General features: G+C 40.3%; 8 protein-coding genes. 4 read left to right on the top strand and 4 right to left on the bottom strand.

Features of this window, described 5'->3' with window-relative positions; genetic code table 11:
• Nucleotides 1-43: 43 nt before the first annotated feature.
• The 4 genes from BHC43_RS04200 to BHC43_RS04215 all read right to left on the bottom strand — a co-directional run bounded on the left by BHC43_RS04200 (nt 44) and on the right by BHC43_RS04215 (nt 3,600).
• On the bottom strand, nt 44-652 hold the full coding sequence (locus BHC43_RS04200) for an IMPACT family protein (RefSeq protein ID WP_100156606.1): 609 nt from the start codon (nt 650-652) through the stop codon (nt 44-46).
• Complete coding sequence (locus BHC43_RS04205) at nt 649-1,701, bottom strand: threonine aldolase family protein (RefSeq protein ID WP_100156607.1); 1,053 nt, start codon at nt 1,699-1,701, stop codon at nt 649-651. Before BHC43_RS04205 ends, BHC43_RS04200 begins: the two co-directional genes overlap by 4 nt.
• A 193-nt stretch (nt 1,702-1,894) precedes the next feature.
• The gene (locus tag BHC43_RS04210; protein ID WP_100156608.1) at nt 1,895-2,839 is read right to left on the bottom strand and encodes an electron transfer flavoprotein subunit alpha/FixB family protein; all 945 of its coding nucleotides are present in this window, start codon (nt 2,837-2,839) and stop codon (nt 1,895-1,897) included.
• A gap of 11 nt (nt 2,840-2,850) precedes the next feature.
• Nucleotides 2,851-3,600, bottom strand: coding sequence for an electron transfer flavoprotein subunit beta/FixA family protein (locus BHC43_RS04215; RefSeq protein ID WP_100151484.1), 750 nt, complete (start codon nt 3,598-3,600; stop codon nt 2,851-2,853).
• A gap of 813 nt (nt 3,601-4,413) precedes the next feature.
• On the opposite strand from BHC43_RS04215, the gene tsaA reads away from it, so the two are divergent.
• From tsaA to BHC43_RS04235, 4 genes are all read left to right on the top strand, one after another.
• A complete protein-coding gene (gene tsaA, locus BHC43_RS04220) occupies nt 4,414-5,136 on the top strand; it encodes a tRNA (N6-threonylcarbamoyladenosine(37)-N6)-methyltransferase TrmO (RefSeq protein ID WP_257377980.1) in 723 nt (240 codons plus the stop codon).
• Between the two features lie 299 nt (nt 5,137-5,435).
• Nucleotides 5,436-6,353 carry a UDP-3-O-acyl-N-acetylglucosamine deacetylase gene (lpxC, locus tag BHC43_RS04225; protein ID WP_100141036.1) on the top strand — a complete coding sequence of 306 codons (918 nt, stop codon included), beginning with the start codon at nt 5,436-5,438 and terminating at the stop codon, nt 6,351-6,353.
• Between the two features lie 109 nt (nt 6,354-6,462).
• Nucleotides 6,463-6,822, top strand: coding sequence for a hypothetical protein (locus tag BHC43_RS04230; RefSeq protein ID WP_100141037.1), 360 nt, complete (start codon nt 6,463-6,465; stop codon nt 6,820-6,822).
• Nucleotides 6,823-7,640: 818 nt separating this feature from the next.
• A complete protein-coding gene (locus tag BHC43_RS04235; protein ID WP_100156610.1) occupies nt 7,641-18,710 on the top strand; it encodes an ESPR-type extended signal peptide-containing protein in 11,070 nt (3,689 codons plus the stop codon).
• Nucleotides 18,711-19,402: the final 692 nt, after the last annotated feature.

Here is a 19,402-nt window from a genome sequence, read left to right on the forward strand (position 1 = left end):
ATTAGTCAGGAAATACTAGCTTTTATAAGCATCAATATATCATTTAATTATCCAGTTTAACATCAATTATGCGCATCTTACGCAAAACAGCCAGAGCATTTTCCAGCCGTCTAAGCGGTATACACACCTGTAGCGAGCAATTCTGTTGTAAGTCCTGTTTCAAAACCTGTGCCTGATGCTGCTTACACCAGCGCAGGGCTTCACTTAAATGAGCATATTCACAATGAAGCTGTAATTGCTGGCAGATATCTTGTTGTATTTTTTCTGCAGCATCAATAGCAGCTGCTGTAACGGTTTTATATGCATGAATTAAACCAGGCACCCCAAGTAAGGTACCTCCAAAATAACGTACAACAGCGACTAAAACATCAGTCACTGCCGCAGAATCAATTTGTCCGAGAATGGGCCTACCAGCACTGCCAGCAGGTTCTCCATCATCATTGGCACGGTATCGGTTGCCATCCACACCTAGACGCCATGCATAACAGCAATGTCGTGCTTTATGGTGCTGCTCTCTTAATATCTGTACATGCTGACGAATTTCTGCTTCATCTTGCACGGACCAAGCAAACCCTAGAAAGCGACTGCCTTTATCTTTAAATTCTGCCTGAGCCGGTGTGGCCAGCGTTGTATACTGATAAACTTCTTTCATGTCTGTACCAAAGCCTGTTTAATAGCAGCGATAAAGGTATCCACTTGTTTTTCTGTTGTATCAAAACTGGTCATCCACCGTACTTCACATTTGCTTTCATCCCAATCATAAAAATGAAATTGTTGATGTAGCTTGGCACGTGCATGTGCAGGTAACACAGCAAACACAGCATTGGCCTGCGTCTGCTGAGTAACAGTAATTTCCTCAATTTCATCTAGTGCATTCGCTAGACGGGTAGCCATCTGATTACTATTAGCAGCCAGATTCAGCCACAGATCATGCTCAAACCATGCCAAAAACTGAGCAGAAATAAACCGCATTTTAGCACCCAGCTGAGCATTAATTTTACGCAGATATGGCATAGATGCATGTGTATCTGGATGCATACTGATAATACACTCTCCCTGTAACAGGCCATTTTTAGTCCCGCCCAGATTAAGCATATCTACACCAGTAGCCGTAATCATGGTTTTAACATCTGTATTTTCTGCAACCAGTGCATTCGCCAGACGCGCACCATCAATATATAATTTCATATTATGCTGATGACAGTAATCAGATAAAGCCCGAATCTCAGCTACACTATAACAAGTCCCCAATTCAGTGGACTGGCTGATGTATACCACTGCTGGTTGCGCTCGATGCTCTACACCAAAACCCCATGCCTGTTTGGATACCAATTGCGGGGTTAATTTACCATCTGCAGTAGGAATGGTTAGCAACTTTACACCGGCCAAATGTTCTGGTGCCACGCCTTCGTCACACTGAATATGTGCACTTTCGGCACATATCACAGCACCCCAGCGAGGCAATAGCGACTGCAATGCAGTTACGTTGGCTCCCGTTCCATTAAAAACGGGGAATGCTTCAGCCGTTTCCCCAAATAACTGTTTTATTTTTTGTTGAAGAGCTAGGGTATAAACATCAGCTCCATATGCTGGCTGATGTCCATCATTAGCCACTAGCAAAGCCTGCATAATTTCTGGGTGTACGCCTGCATAATTATCTGAAGCAAAGGCAAAACTTTGTTTATCATGTAAACAATTCATTGTATATAGCCTATTAATTTCTTTGATATCTCATTAAAATTGCCTGAATAGAAACTATTCAGGCAATTTTTAGAATCAGACAATCTTATCTATCCCAAAATAGCATTAATTCAAGATAGTTTCCATTAATTCTGCTTTATTCACACAATACAGTAATGTTTCACGTGGAACATTAGCAAATTTTTTTAATGCTTTAATGCAAAATTGATTTTAACTGTGCAATTAATTCTGGAACAGCTGTATTCAAATCAGCAACCAAACCATAATCTGCTACATTAAAAATGGGAGCTTCTGTATCTTTATTAATGGCAACAATAATTTTACTATCCTTCATACCAGCCAGATGTTGAATAGCACCCGATACGCCGATAGCTATATACAAATCAGGAGCAACTACTTTACCCGTTTGCCCTACCTGATAATCATTTGGCGCATAGCCAGCATCCACAGCAGCACGTGAAGCACCAATAGCTGCATTCAAAATATCTGCTAATGGATTCAAAAGAAGAGCAAAATTTTCTTCGCTGCCTAAGCCTCTCCCCCCAGTAACAACTATTTTAGCAGTGGTGAGATCTGGATGTTCAGATTTTGTTAACTTTCGGCCAATAAAACGGCTTAGGTTTGGTACTTCCACCGGTGTGATCTGTTCTTTGAGCGCTTGGCCTCCAGTTGCTTCAGCCAATGGAAAAGCAGTGGTCCGAATGGTGAGGATCTGTTTGAGCTGTTCACTTCGTATGGTCTGATAAGCATTACCGGCGTAAATTGGGTGTACGAACGTGGAAGAGTCAATGATTGCTGTCACATCAGATATGGGCTCACAATCTAATAATGCAGCCACGCGAGGCAGTAAATTTTTACCAAAACTAGTGGCAGAAGCTATTATATGACTATAAGACTCAGAAAGTTGTACTATTAAAGGAGCTAATGTTTCTGCCAGTGTATGAGCGTAAATAGCAGCATCTGCAAATATCACTTTTCGTACACCGCAGATTTTCTGTGCCTGAGCCACAACATCAGCTACTTCATATCCCGCAACTAAAATATCCACATCGCCCAATTGCTTTCCCGCTGTTACGGCATGCAACGTAGCTTCATCTATACATGACTGCTGATGTTCAGCAATAATTAATACAGACATTTATATCTCCTTTAAATAACCTTAGCTTCATGATGCAGTTTATCAACTAATTCACTTACATCAGCTACTTTGATACCCGCCTTACGCTCTGGCGGTTCGGTTACTTTCAACTGAATCAGCCGCGAAGAAATATCCACACCTAGTTCGACTACCGTTTTTTTCTCCAGCGGTTTCTTTTTAGCCTGCATAATGTTAGGTAATTTAATATAGCGAGGTTCATTCAGGCGCAAATCCACGCTAATTACAGCTGGCAATGTAAGTGCCACTTCTTCCTGCCCACCATCAATTTCACGCGTAACCAACACTTCATCAGAATTTAATTCAATTTTACTGGCAAACGTACCCTGAGAAACCTTCATTAAAGCTGAAAGCATTTGTGCCGTCTGATTGGCATCATCATCTATTGCCTGTTTTCCCAGCAAAAACAATTGCGGCTGTTCTTTGTCTGCTACAGCTTTTAACAACTTGGCCACTGCAAGTGGCTGAAGTTTTTCATCGGTTTCAATATGTATGGCACGATCAATGCCCATGGCTAAAGCTGTTCGCAGGGTTTCTTCACATTGCTTTACCCCAATTGATACGGCCACTACTTCAGAGGCTTTTCCTGCTTCTTTTAAACGCACTGCTTCTTCAACAGCAATTTCATCAAAAGGATTCATTGACATTTTAACATTGCCAATATCCACATCTGATTCATCAGCTTTAACGCGTACCTTCACGTTATAGTCAACAACACGCTTTATTGCTACCAATATTTTCATCAGAACTATCCCTAGATTAATCAAAACCAGCAACAATCTTAGGTGTTACCAGCATTCTGATTACAGAATAACCATCTTAAAATGGATAAATCAGTCAAATTAAATAATTATACTGCTATCTTCTTTCCTAATAACTCGACATGGTATCAGAAATATAAACACACTGCCGATAAACCACTATTAACTACCTATTTGTCTGGCAATGAACAGAATCTAATAGTATTTAATAGAATTTTATTGATGAGATTTTATTAAACTTTGAGTGTTTATTACTTTAAAAAATTTCCCTTTTAATCACAAATAAAGTGGCATGGTTTAACATTAAATAATAGAAAACTTTTATGTCAAAGTTAGTTACCTACATCCACTAACAAAATCATAATTTGGAAAATAATTTTCTAATATAAATTTAGTATTCAACCTCTTCCCTACTCTTTTTATTTATCCACATACCGCATTCAATCATTATTCTTATTTCCCTAAATCAAAGCTTTGATTTTAGAAGCCTGATACTTTTTATTTTATTAATCAGAACTGAATTTAGTTAAGAATCCATCAGTCAGCATAGATAATAAATTATCTATATTACATTGAATTTGTTTAAGTTATATGGGAAAACTTCAAACTTATAACATAACATTTTATTCAAATGATTTGAATTGGCTATGTACATCGGAAACAGGTTAGCTATTTTCTATTTATTACAAAAATATATAAATAAAACAATTCATTATATCAATATCCACAACTTATATACAGATATATACACTGATTCCCGTACAATATGCTCAAGTGAATAAATATGTATTTAGTATGATGTCTCATTCTTGTGAAGTATCCAAAGGATATTGGTCAATCCAGCCAATTGGATATATTACTTCTCCCTATAAACAGAAATTTGGTGTAGCCAGGCAGCCTGGTCTTGTTCCAGCTGCTTTGGCATATATAGACTTATCCAAAGAATTCACAGCTGATTGTGTACGCGGACTAGAAGATTATGAATATATCTGGGTACAGTTTATTTTTCATGCCACCGTGAAAGAAGGTTGGCTGCCATTAATTCGTCCACCTAAATTGGGAGGTAAAGAAAAAAAAGGGATTTTTGCGACTCGTAGCCCACATCGACCAAATCATCTAGGTTTATCATTGGTGAAACTGGAACGAATCGAATGTAATAAACATGTTCGTATACACATCAGTGGTGTGGATTTTTTAGATCAGACACCAGTTATTGATATCAAACCTTATATTCCTTTTGTTGAGGCAAAACCTCATGCACGTTGTGGTTTTGCTCGTGAACATGAACAGCTGAGAGTGTACTGGTCACCAGAAGCTTTACAACATGTAAGATTATTTTCTTTAGATACAAAACATTATGATTTAATTAATCAGAGTTTAGCTCATGATCCAAGACCAGCTCATCAATATAAATCTAATAAGATTTTTGTAGTGAATCTTTTTGATTGGGATGTGCTCTTCAGAGTTATCGATAATATTGTAGAAATAACAGGAATACGTGAGCACATAGAAACTTAATTTATTATTCTAATAAAAATATAAATAATAAAATGATGAAGACAAAGACGAAGCCATACATTCTGTGGATAACTTAAAATATCTATATTTATCATATGTTTAATTGTTGATAAGTTAAAATCTTGATTTGGGAATATTTTGTGGATTATGTGGATAACTTTTGCGAAATTTTTGTTTGCAGTGGAAAACTCATTGGAATGAACCTTGATAGCAATAATTTATCCACTGTTTGGCAGAATTCATTACTGCCATAAGAAAATTTCGTTACCATAAGGTATGCAGATTAGTCAGGAAAAATTATGTTGCAACGGACATTAGCGAAAAGCATTAGTGTAACTGGTGTGGGTTTGCATTCGGGAGAGCGAGTAAGACTCGGATTACATCCGGCTGCTTTTAATACAGGGATACGTTTTCGGCGGATAGATTTGACCGGTGAACAAGGCCGTATTGTGCAACTGACACCAGAACTGATTAACGATACCCGCCTTTCTTCGACTGTTGTGACAGAAGATGGCATTCGTATTGGTACCATTGAGCATATCATGTCCGCATTTGCTGCCTATGGAATTGATAATATTCTGGTAGAGTTGAACGCACCGGAAATTCCCATTATGGATGGGTCTAGTTTACCTTTTATTTATTTATTACAGGATGCAGGCGTAGTTGATCAGCCTGTAGAAAAGCGCTTTTTACGTATTAAAGAGACAGTAACACTTGTAGAAAAGGATAAATGGGTGAAATTTACTCCATATGAAGGATTTCAGGTAACTTTGACCATAGATTTTGATCATCCAGTGTTTAACCGTAGTAATCAGACTTTTAAGATTGATTTTTCGGGGCAATCTTATATCGATGAAATTTCGCGGGCACGAACTTTTGGATTTATGCAGGAAGTAGAACTGATGCGTAGTCACAATCTGGGATTGGGAGGAAATTTAAACAATGCGATAGTGATTGATGATATGGATATTCTTAATCCTGAAGGCTTGCGTTATCCAGATGAATTTGTACGCCATAAGATTCTGGATGCAATTGGTGACTTGTATGTACTGGGCCATCCAATTATCGGAGCTTTTGAGGGCTATAAATCTGGGCATGCTATTAATAATGCACTTTTACGGCAACTACTTAATCAGCCAGAAGCATATGAATGGGTAACTTTTCCACATAATCGGCTACTGCCTTCGGCATTTCATCACTTACCTCAGGTAGCATGAAACTACTGAATTTAAAATCAGCTAAAGAATATGTTGCAATGGGTAAGAAAATTTGAATACAATAACTGATATAATTTGGCCTAATTTCTAATTTTTGCAGGATAAGAGAATGAACTATCAGGCTGTGGTAGCACAATTGTTAAACGTAGAAGGTGCACTAGCAGCTGCAGTGGTTGATTATGATAATGGTATGCTGATGGCTGGCAGTGCCATCAATAAAATAGATTTGGAAATTGCCGCAGCCAGCAGTACAGAAGTTATCCGCTCTAAAATCAAAACCATGCAGATGCTGGAATTGAATGATGAAATTGAGGATATTCTTATTACTGTCGGACATCAATATCATCTTATCCGACCGCTAAAAAAATTAGGTAGCCTGTTTTTATATTCTGTACTGGATAGTAATCGTGCTACTTTGGCTTTGTCACGTCGCGCTTTAATAGATGTTGAAAAAGAAATGGAACATTGATTTTATTTGGTAAATTCATATTAATCCCAATTCGGGTTTTTTTGGAAATTTACATATTTAAATATGATAATTAAATAAATTTATGATGAAACTTTTAAAAATTTCATCAACAGATATTTTTGATAATAAAGTTCATATTTATTAAGCTTGGAATGAAATTCACTTTATTTAATATCATAACTATCAAATTATATTATTGAAATTATCATTGTTATTTATATGAAATCAAGATTCTCTGATGTATGTGAAATTACAGATTCATCGCTTAGTTCTTCTCAATCAAAATGACCTTATATTATGAATAAATCATTTCATCTACAAATAACATTTATGTAATCTAAAAAGATAGCTTATCAAACACATACATGTTTTTAATTGGTTAACTAAAGAAGAATAAATATAAATTACAAAATTAAAAATACAATATTAATATATCATTCTTATTTCATTTGCTTACCCTCATGTAAACATTCATTTCCTGGAATGAATGTTTTTCTAAAGTTATGTAATTATTAAGTGTTAACAACATGGGTACTGTGGTTAGAATAAGACAATAATAACATTTAAACAAAGTATTTCTTCAGTCCTTAGTTTGATGAGACTTAATGATAGATAAAAAAATATCTTTATTTTTATAATGTTATATAAAAAGATAAAAATAATTTGATCAATACTGTTAAATAATATTCGGTCTCGTTTACTACATCCAAACAAATATTTATGTTATATTACTTAAAGATTTAACTTGAGTTTTAACTTTATTTTAAGTTATCCAGAATTTTGTTTGACGGCATGATTTCTAATCAGGAGTAAACCAATTGAATAAAATATATCGTGCTATATGGAATGAAACGACCCAGACTTGGGTAGCTGCTTCCGAACTAGCTAAAAGCAAAACCAAGTCTGATACAGTTTCCTTATTACCTGCTACCAATAAAGGTGGCAGTAAATCTAAACAGAATATCCTTTCCAAACTGGGTGTTATTACTGCGGTTTTGAATTTATCAATATTTGTTCCAAGTGCGTATGCTTCTAATGCAGCAATTGTTGGTGGAACTAATAAAGGTAGTGACGGTGTAAGCCAAAACTATCCTTATGGCAGTCATGGTTCTATGGTAATTAATGGAGCTAATGACCTTAACGCTACAGGTAGTGCTGCCTATCCTTATACATGTGGTGCAGATGAAGTTGTAGGAAGAGGAGATCCAAACCGCACTATTTCAGGCACAAGTATCAGTGCTCTAGATGAATACCTGCGGTTTGCCCAGAATCAGACTTTTCAAAATAATGGGGTAGGTACCAAGTATACTCCTTATGGTACAACTACCACTTCTGTAGATGCTAGCACAGACGGTATTACAACTACAGGCACCTCCGGTATGCAGGGATTATTAACAGGCGGTGCTAAAAGTAAAATGCCTGTAGCATATGGTGTATATTCTTTTGTTTCTGGTTGTGGTGCCTATGCATCAGGTAATTATTCTGTAGCTTTTGGTACCAATGCTACGGCAACAGCTGGTGGTGCAATGGCTATCGGTACAGCGGCTCTTGCCTCTGGACGCGCGGCAGTTGCCTTCGGTATTGGCGCTCAGGCTACTGGTGTATCTAGTGTGGCTTTAGGCTCTGTGGCTTCGTCTGATGGCGTGGGTAGTGTGGCTGCTGGTTTGATGTCTCAAGCCAGCGCAGATGGTACGGTGGCTTTAGGTGTACAGTCTCAGGCCAAAAAAGATTCTGCTCTTGCCATCGGTAATTCAGCTCAGGCAAATGCGGAGCAGAGTATCAGTATTGGTTCAGCTAATCAGGTGAATGGTAAAGGTTCCGGAGCTATTGGTGGTTCCGGTACTACTACAGGCTTTAACAGTACAGATGGTACCCAGACTACTGCTGCAACCGGTGTAACTATAGTCAACGGTGAAGGAACTTATTCTTTTGGTAATCAGAACGGCACGATTGCCGCTGATAATACTGGTATTTTTGGTAATAAAAATACTATCCAGACTGATCCAGAAGGAATTAGTAAAGCTGATAACATAAGAATTCTGGGTAGCAGTAACACTGTTTCTGCACAAGCCACTGGAGCCATGATTGTTGGTAATACGGCTAAAGTTAGTGCAGCCAATGCTTTGGCATTGGGTAATAATACTCAGGTAAGTGGTACCAATGGTGTGGCAATTGGCCAGGGTGCTTCTGCCAAATCTGACGATAGCATTGCTTTGGGTAGTGGTTCTGTCGCTTCTACTTCAAAAGGTATGGCCGGGTATAATCCATCAACAAGTGTTACCCGCGATGCTGCAACTGCTTCACCTGTATGGAACAGCACAGCAAATGCTGTAGCAATTGGGGACGTTGCTTCAGGCTTGACTCGACAGATTACTGGACTTGCTGCTGGTACACAAGATACAGATGCAGTGAATGTAGCTCAGCTTAAAAGTCTGGGCACTTCCACATCAACCAGTCTGAGTTCACTTTCTTCGTCTACATCAACCGGATTATCAACTACAAACAGTAATTTAACTGATTTTCTGGCAACTGCTTCTACATCAATAAGTACAACTACAAGTAATCTAACTGATCTGACAAACAGTATTACCACTCGTTTTAATCAAGCAGATTCTAATATTACTTCCTTGAATACTTCAGCATCTACGGGAATTAAGCACCTTCAAGATGATGCGTTGCAATGGAATACAAAAGAATTGGCTTATGATGCATCTCATGCAGCCAGTGGAGCAAAAACAGCAAGAATCATTAATGTTAGTGCTGGTGATATTAGTGCACCGGGTTCGACAGATGCTGTGAATGGTGGGCAGTTATATGCTACTAATACAGAGTTAGCTTCTTTAAGCACATCTTCATTAGGCAGCATCAGTAGTGCAGTAAATAATTTTAATTCGACTTCAGTTTCTGTTAGCACAACGCTGTCGTCTTCTGTTAATCAGTTGAATACTCTTGTAACCAGTACGTCCACTAGTCTAAGCCAGCTGAATATTGATGCATTGCAATTGAAAAACGGTATGTATGATGCCAGCCGTAATGGTGAAGCACAAAAAATTACCAATATTGCCGCCGGCGATATTTCTAAAGCTACGTCTACTGATGTAGTTAACGGTGGGCAGTTGTTTACAACGAATTCAAGTCTCAGCCGGTTGTCTACTTCAACCAGCCAAAGTATTCAGGACGCAAATACTAAAAGAGACTCACTATCTACATCTGTGGGTACAGTACTTGATACTACGAATAAGACTATTTCTTCATTGTCTGTGGCTACTGGAAACAGTATTGGCCATCTTAGTGATGTGGCTTTGCAGCTTAATGGTGATGTTTATGATGCCAGCTATGCAGGTACAAATCGTAAGGTAACTAATGTTGCTGCTGGTGACATCAGCAAGGCTACATCTTCAGATTTAGTTACAGGTGGACAATTATTTACCACTAATAAAAGTATCAGTACTTTAACATCAACAACAAGTTCAGACCTACAGTCTGCAAACGCTGATTTGTCTTCTTTATCAACCAGTATTGATACTAATATTACAACCTTATCTACTGCACTATCCAGCCGTGTGGATAATGTAGTGTCTAACATTAACACTAATCTGGGTAATGTTAGCGCTAGTTTATCAAGCGTGCAGGGTTCTACTTCTACAGGTATTAAAAATCTGAAATCTGATGCTTTACAATGGGATGATAACTTAAAAGCATTTAGTGCCCTGCGTGGTAGCAGCCCTCAAAAAATTACTCAGGTTGCCGCGGGTGATATTTCATCTGTCGCTTCTACTGATGCTGTCAATGGTGCTCAGCTATATACGACTAATTCAAATCTGACAGTTTTATCCGGTAGTGTTTCAACTGGATTGTCTCAGCTTTCAGATCAGATAATTTCTTCAACCACTGCAGATATTAATAAAGTTTCTCTGGTAGCAGGTACTATTAGTAATAGTGTTACTGGGCTGCAGAGTAATGCATTGCTGTGGAAAGAAGGTGCGTATGATGCCAGACATGGTGATGTGGATCAGAAGATCACTCATGTTAAAGCAGGTAGTACTGATCAGGCTTCCACTGATGCGATTAATGGTGGTCAGCTGTATAGTCTTTCCACTGTTACGGCTGGCAAATTAGCGAGTACTACTTCAACAGTTAATTCCAGTCTGGCAGATACCAGCACTAAATTAACTGCTGTGAAAGATCAGGCGCTTTTGTGGAATTCAAATCTAAATGTACCTGCTTATGATGCCAGCCGCAGTGGTAATGCTCAGAAGATTACAGGGGTAGCAGGCGGCGATCTGACAGCAGATTCCAGTGACGTGGTTATTGGCGCTCAGTTATACACAACCAATACCAAGCTAGATACATTGTCTTTATCAACAACGAATAGTTTAAGTAGCCTGAATACTGCATTACAGAATTCTTCCAAGTCTGTAATCAGCAGCTTATCGTCTGCAGTAGGTGATAGCCAGGCAGATATTGCTAATCTGCAGAAAAATGCCTTGCAATGGAGTGGTGCTGATAAAGCATACAGTGCCAGAAATGGTGGCGAAAATCAGCGTATTACCAATGTAATGGATGGCACACTTGCAGCTAATTCAACAGATGTAGCAACAGGTAGACAGTTGTATACGCTTTCTAGCTCTACGGTGGAAAGTCTAAACAGCTTATCTACTTCATTAGAAGGCTTGTCTGCAAAAGGAATACAAAGCCTGTCTACTATTCTCAGTACTGGTCTGCAATCTGCCAATACAAATATTTCAGCTTTGCAAAAAGATGCTTTGCAATGGAATAATGATATTGGTGCTTATGATGCTAGCCATGGTTTGGCCAATACCACACAGAAAATTACTAATGTATCAGATGGCACACTTAGCGCTGATTCAAGTGATGTGGTTACAGGTAAGCAGCTATTTGCAACCAATACTAGTGTTAGTAGTTTGACTGACAAACTGAATAATGGACTACAAAGCTTATCTGGTTCTGCTTCTACCGGTCTAGATAATATTTCAGCTAATCTGAATAAATCCCTGTCTACAGGTTTGGGTTCTCTCTCTACTGCTGCTGAAAACAGTCTGACTACAACCAATACTAATTTGAATTCATTAAAGCAGAATGCATTGCAGTGGAATAATACTGTAAATGCTTATGATGCCAGTCATGGTGCTACAAATGAAAAACAGAGAATTACCAATGTAGCTGATGGTAGTGCCGTAGCAGGCTCCAGTGATGTTGTTACCGGTGGCCAGTTGTATACTACCAATACCGCAGTCAGTGGCTTGTCTACTAGTATGTCTACTGGATTAAATACACTATCTACTGCTACTAGTAATAATTTGATCGATCTGACTAATACTCTGGATAACTCACTGAAATCTGGACTAAGATCATTATCTACAACTTTGGATAATAGTCTGGCTTCTACCAGTGCTAATGTGACAGCATTACAGAAGAATGCTTTACAATGGAATAGTACTGCTAATGCTTATGATGCTAGCCACGGTGCGATAGGTGGATCAGAAAAAATTACTAATGTGGCCGATGCTACTTTAGGAGCTAATTCAAGTGACGTAGTCACTGGTGGCCAGTTGTTTACTACTAATAGTACTTTGAGCGATATATCTAGCAGTACTTTTAGTACTCTTGGTTCGATTTCATTATCAGCCTCAACCGGTATCAGTAGTATATCCACAGCTTTGAACAATTTTGCTGATAGTAAAATTAGTAGTCTGTCTAGTAGTTTTGACTCTAAGCTGACTGCAACCAATACCAGCCTTTCAACTTTGCAGCAAAATGCATTGCTGTGGAATGGTGATTTAAAAGCTTATGATGCTACTCATAATGGACAGGCTCAGCGGATTACTAATGTTTTGGATGGAAATGCCATAGCTGGATCCAGTGATGTGGTTACTGGTGGTCAGCTGTTTACCACTAATAGTAATCTTACAACTTTGTCTGGAAGTGTTAGTACTACATTTGGTGAATTATCTAGTTCGCTTCAGGATATCAGCAACAATAGTCTTGCTGGTTTGAAAGATGAATTAAATAAAACCAATATCAAACTGAATGATCTGACTACCTCAACCTCTACTTCTCTTCAAACTACCAATTCCAATATTGGTGTGCTGCAGCAAAATACTTTATTGTGGAATAAGGATCTGAATGGTGGTCAAGGTGCTTATGATGCAAGTCATAATGGTATCTATCAGCGTATTACTAATGTTAAAGATGGCATTTTAAGTGCAGATTCGAGTGATGTAGTTACTGGTGGCCAGTTGTTTACAACCAATACTAATGTTAGCAAACTGTCTGGTAGCATAAGCTCGATTTCAGACAGTGTGGTAAATGGTTTAAGCAGCTTGTCTTCTTCTCTAACTGAGATGAATACTAATAATCTGGCCAGCCTTTCAACTGGTTTGAACAACACCAATAACAGGCTAACTGAATTATCTACTACTGCTTCCAGCAGCTTGAAAGTAACTAACGCTAATGTGAATACATTGCAGCAGAACGCATTGCTGTGGAATGATAGTTTAGGTAATGGAGGTGCCTACGATGCCCGTCATGGTACAGCAGGTGCTTTAGGTAAGATTACCAATGTTGCTGCAGGTACACTTGCGCAGGATTCCAGTGATGTAGCGACTGCTGGCCAGTTGTTTACTACCAATACCAAAATATCTAGCCTTTCAAACAGTGTTAGCACAGGATTTGACAATTTTTCATCTTCTTTAAGCACGATTGTCAAAGCCGGTGGTGTATCTAGTCTTTCAACTGTTACCGAGGTGATTAGCGGCAAAGTAAGCCAGTTGCAACAGAACGCGCTGCAGTATAATTCTGCTCTGGTAGGTTATGATGCTAGCCATGCTACTGGCAAGCCAGCTAAAATTACCCGTGTTGCAGAAGGTGCTGAAACAGTAGATTCAAGTGATGTGATTACTGGTGCACAACTGTATCGTGCTTCCGCAGGATATTCTACCAGTTTGGCAAATGTATCTCGCTCACTATCATCTGGTTTGAATTCAGCCCAACAGACATTAGATAGCCTGTCTACATCTTGGCCGGAAAAACTAAACAATCTGTCTTCTAGTACTTCTACTACTTTCAGTAGCTTGTCTACTACGGTATCGAATGCTTTCAACAGCTTGTCTTCTACGACATCAAACAGTGTAGCTATTCTGTCTTCTAGCTTCTCTACTGGGCTGAGCGGCTTATCTACAAGTTTTTCAAACAATATTGCTAATCTATCTACTGTTACTCAAAACAGCCTGAGTAGTTTATCCAATAGTTCATCCACAACACTAGGACGCCTGAGCAGCACTGTGAGCTCAACTACTAGTACCGTAGCTGGATTACAGCAGGATGCTCTTCAGTGGAAAAATGGTAGCTATAGTGCAGATCATGGTACAGATAAGCCACAGAAAATCACTAATGTAGCTGCCGGCAACGTAGCTCCGGATTCAACTGATGCAATTAATGGTACTCAGTTGTACAGCCTTTCTACCGGCATCAGAACAACGGTAGATAACCGCTATACCAGTCTTTCCACTATATTAGGTAATAGTATTAGTACTGTTGGCAGCAAACTGGATACTTTCACTGCTAATACAACGAACAGCCTGAATAAACTAGATACCGATCTAAGCTCCACGACAGCCAAAGTTTCTGCTTTGCAAGATAATGCCCTACTTTGGAACAATTCGCTGTCAGCTTATGATGCTGGACATGGTGGCACAGCGCAGCGTATTACTAATGTAGCTACGGGCTTGGTAGCTCTGAATTCTACCGATGCCGTTAACGGTGGCCAGCTGTATACATTGTCTAGCTCTACTTCAACCGGACTAAGCAGTTTGTCTACTAATCTGAATGAAGTGACCAAAAATCAGCTGGGCAGTTTGTCTACCATTGTGATTAACAGTCTCAGTACGATAACCGATAATATCGGCAGCCTTTCTACTGGCTTAAGTAAGATTAATGGTAATGTCACTTCATTGCAGGCAGATGCATTACAGTGGAATAAAACTAAAGGAGCTTATGTAGCTGATCATGGTACAGGTCAGGCACAGAATATTACTCAGGTAGCTGCAGGTTCTATAGCTGCAGACTCTACTGATGCTGTCAATGGTGCTCAGATGTATAACTTGTCCACCAGTACAACAGCCAGTGTCAATACTTTGAATCAAAGTCTGAGCTCTACTAATTTAGCGTTAAATACACTGTCTACTGCCTATGGCACTAGCCTGAGTACACTTACAACAAGCCTGAGTAGCACTAAAGATGCGCTGAATCAATTGTCTGATACAACGACAAACAGTATTACTGGCATCAACAACAGCCTAAGCACCATAACCAGTACGACTTCATCCAATCTACAGATTTTGGATAAAGGATTACAGGCAGCTAATGCTAGTGTATCTTCATTACAGGCTAATGCGCTGCTGTGGAATGCAGGCAAGGGTGTGTACGATGCCAGCCGTAATGGAGAAGCCAAAGTATTGAGTGGTATTGGTGCTGGTGCAGTCAATGCAGCTTCAACAGACGCTATTAACGGCGGACAATTCTATAGTCTGTCTACGGTAACTGCGGCAGGCTTGAGTAGTACAAACAGTAATCTGAGTACGCTGAGCAGTAATACAGCAACAAGCTTGACTGGTTTGACTGCTAGCTTAAGCAGCACCAATCAAAATCTGACGACGCTGAAGGCTAATACCTTGCAATGGAATGGTTCACTTTCAGCTTATGATGCTGGTCGTGATGGTTCTGCACAACGCATTACCAATATTAGTGCCGGACGTCTTGCTGCAGACTCTACCGATGCAGTAAATGGCAGCCAGCTGTATACCTTATCTAATTCCACCTCAACCGGACTAAGCAGCTTGTCTACTAATCTGAATGAGGTAACAAAAAATCAGCTGGGTAGTCTGTCTACTATAGTGACAAACAGTCTCAGTACGGTAACCGATAATATCGGCAGCCTGTCTACGGGTCTGAGAGAAACCAATACTAATGTAGCAGCCTTGCAGCAAAATGCATTACAGTGGAACAGTGTGAGCGGTGCTTTTGATGCAACCCGTAATGGCCATGCTCAGAAATTGACCGGTATTGCTGGTGGCGATATTAGCGCTGTTTCAAGTGATGCCATCAACGGTGCCCAGATGTACAGCCTGTCTACTCTGACACAGGCAGGACTAAGCAGTAGCAGTACGGGACTGAGCAGCTTAAGTAGTGTTACATCAGCTGGTTTGTCTACTGTCAATGAACGAGTAGATACGCTGACCAGCACTACTCAACTAGGACTGGCTAGTGCCAGCACAGGCTTAAGCAGCCTGAGCAGCAGTACTTCATCCGGTCTGACTAGTCTGACGGCCAGCTTAAGCAGCACGAATCAAAACCTGACCACTTTGCAGCAAAATGCCTTACAGTGGAATAGTTCGCTAACAGCTTACGATGCCAGTCATGGCGGTGGTACAGCTCAGCGTATTACCAATGTAGCGGCCGGCCGGGTAGCCTTGGATTCTACTGATGCAATTAACGGTAGCCAGTTGTTTAGTTTGTCTGGCTCTACTTCAACTGGACTAAGCAGCCTGTCTACTAATCTGAATGAAGTAACTAAAAATCAGCTAGGTAGTCTGTCTACCATCGTTACTGAAAGCCTCAGTACAGTAATAAAAAGTGTAAGCAGTCTGTCTACTGGTTTAAGTGATACCAATACCAATGTAGGTAATCTGCAAAAGGATGCACTGCAATGGAACAGTGTAGCTAATGCTTATGATGCCACTCGCGGTGGTCGTGCGCAGAATCTGACCGGTATTGCCGACGGAAATATCAGTGCCGGCTCTAGTGATGCCATTAATGGTGCTCAGATGTACAGCCTGTCTACTCTGACGCAGGCAGGATTGAACAGTAGCAGTACGGGACTGAGCAGCTTAAGTAGTGCCACATCAGCAGGTTTAACTACGGTTAATAACAAAGTGGATACGCTGACTGGCACCACTCAATTAGGACTGGCTAGTGCCAGCACAGGCTTAAGCAGCCTGAGCAGCAGTACTTCATCCGGTCTGACTAGTCTGACGGCCAGCTTAAGCAGCACGAATCAAAACCTGACTACCCTGCAGCAAAATGCCTTGCAGTGGAATAGCACACTGGGCGCTTATGATGCCAGTCATGGTAGTGGTACAGCTCAGCGTATTACCAATGTAGCTGCAGGCCGAGTAGCAGTGGATTCTACTGATGCGGTAAATGGTAGCCAGCTGTATGCATTGTCTGGTTCTACTTCCACTGGCCTGAATAGTCTGTCAACAGTAGTTTCATCAACTGTGATTTCAGGTATCAACAGTATCAGTAACTCTATGTCTACCGGATATGAGAGTTTGTCACGTAGTTTGAGTACAGCCAGTGACAGTCTGGATAAGCTGGCTACAAACACGAGCACCAGTCTGAGCAGCCTGTCTACCAGCTTTGGCAATACTCAAAAAGATGTGAAAGAGCTGAAGGATAAGAGCCTGCAATGGAGTGATGATAAAAACGGGTTTGATGCTGGAAGACCAAATAAACTTACTCGAGATTTTGACGGAAAATATGGCAAGATTATCAATGTGGCTGATGGTTTAGTTGACCAAGATTCACATGATGCAGTAAATGGCGGCCAGTTGTATATCGAAAGATCAAGACTGACAAGTTTATCAACATCTACTTCGACCGGATTATCTACAATCACCAGTATTTTGCAAGATACTCCGACAGGCGAAATGATCACTAATATTACTAACCTGACGAAGAATGCCTTGCAGTGGAATGGCACGTTGGGAGCTTATGATGCCAGTCATGGCAGCGGTACAGCTCAGCGTATTACCAATGTGGCTGACGGTAGAATGTACAAAGGTTCTTTAGAGGCAGTTAATGCTGGTCAGTTGTGGGATGTGAAAACAGACCTGGATAATCTGAGTACATTGGTACATAGTTTGCCAACAGGTACGGTTTCAGACGCACAATTGAATAGTCTGTCTACCGCGATCAGTCAAGCTGTTGGCAGCCAGATTGCTTCCATAGCATCAGGTCTGGGTACGTCTTACACACCGGGTTCGAATGCTATCAATCCACCTAAATACGATACGTCTACGCCTACTGGTGGCAATGTAACAGCAAATAATGTCGCTGATGCTTTGCAAAACATTCAGAATTATGGCACCAAGTATGCGAAGATCAACTCTGCTAAAGCTGCATCAATTGCTCAAGGTGCTGATTCAATAGCAGTGGGTGGCGCAGCAATGGCTAGTGGTACATCAGCGATTGCGATTGGTGATTCAGCCAGTGCTCCTGCTGCCAATGGCGTGGCTTTGGGCAGCAATGCTCAGGTGAAACAGTCCGGTGGTGTGGCTCTGGGCTCCGGATCAGTAGCAAGCACAGCTGCTGGTAAAGTGGGATATATTCCAGTAACGGCAACATCGCAGCAGGCAGCAGCAATCCGTGCCACAAGAAGTACGGAAGGAGCGGTATCTGTGGGTGATGCATCTAAGGGTGTATACCGTCAGATAACTGGTGTGGCAGCTGGTACTGCTGACACTGATGCTGTGAATGTGGCTCAACTTAAAGGTGTTAATAATCAGATTACGAACATCAATAAGTATGTGAACCAAGTAAATGAGCGTGTTCAGCGTACTGAGCGTCGTGCTTATTCTGGTACTGCTCTGGCCATGGCCTTATCCGGTGCTTATCTGCCTTCTCTGAATGCCGGTGAGCAGGCAGTTGGTGTGGGTGTAGGTACTTATCGTGGCTATACCGCTGTAGGCGCCAACTACAAGGCAATGAGTAATAGTGGTAATATCGGCTGGGGTGCAGGTGTTTCTACTACTGGCAAAGAGGTTGGCTTTAATGCCGGTGTTGGCTTCAAGTGGAGCAACAACTAAACCTTTTAGCTGAATCGTGAATAAAACTTCCGGATTCGAAAGAAATCCGGAAGTTTTTTGTTTGATTGTGACTTTTATTGATAGATTTATCAGGCAATGCATTTGTTTGCCTGCATTTAATGTGAAGTTGATTTGCTCCAGACTGGATGAATATTTATCCAAATAATGAGTATAGATTTAAGGCCGAAATATTTTCTGCTAGGGATTGTTTGCTGTTTTGTTTTAGTTTGCTAAAACAATAAATTTTGGCTGTTTTCATGTTTTTCAGACTTTCATCCGCTCACTATCTAATCATTTCTATTCGGCATTGAAACTACTGGTTGCCTGTTGGTGAATAGAAAGTCTGATTTAAACATTAACGATTAGTAAGGTAATTTTCGCCGATAAGAGCATGCTCTACGAGGCGAGGTACTGGCTTTAAGTTTGTTTTATGAGCTGGTAATGGTGATGCAATGTTTCACTAGGCCGTACCCTACTCAGCCTTTATATGGTTTCTGTATAGGAAACGATAAAAGATGCCATGATGCGAATCATGTTGAAAATCTAGATTTATCTGTTTAAGAATGGCCAGCACCATGGCGCTTTAGCGCGATAGCCAAGGAAATATTTGTTATCGCTTATAGCATCATGAGTTGGATTGTCTGGCCACAGATAGGCAATATGGCACGAAACTTATGATTTAAATCGGAGAC

It is taken from the genome of Snodgrassella alvi (assembly GCF_002777855.1).
GTDB classification, from domain to species: Bacteria; Pseudomonadota; Gammaproteobacteria; order Burkholderiales; family Neisseriaceae; genus Snodgrassella; species Snodgrassella alvi_E.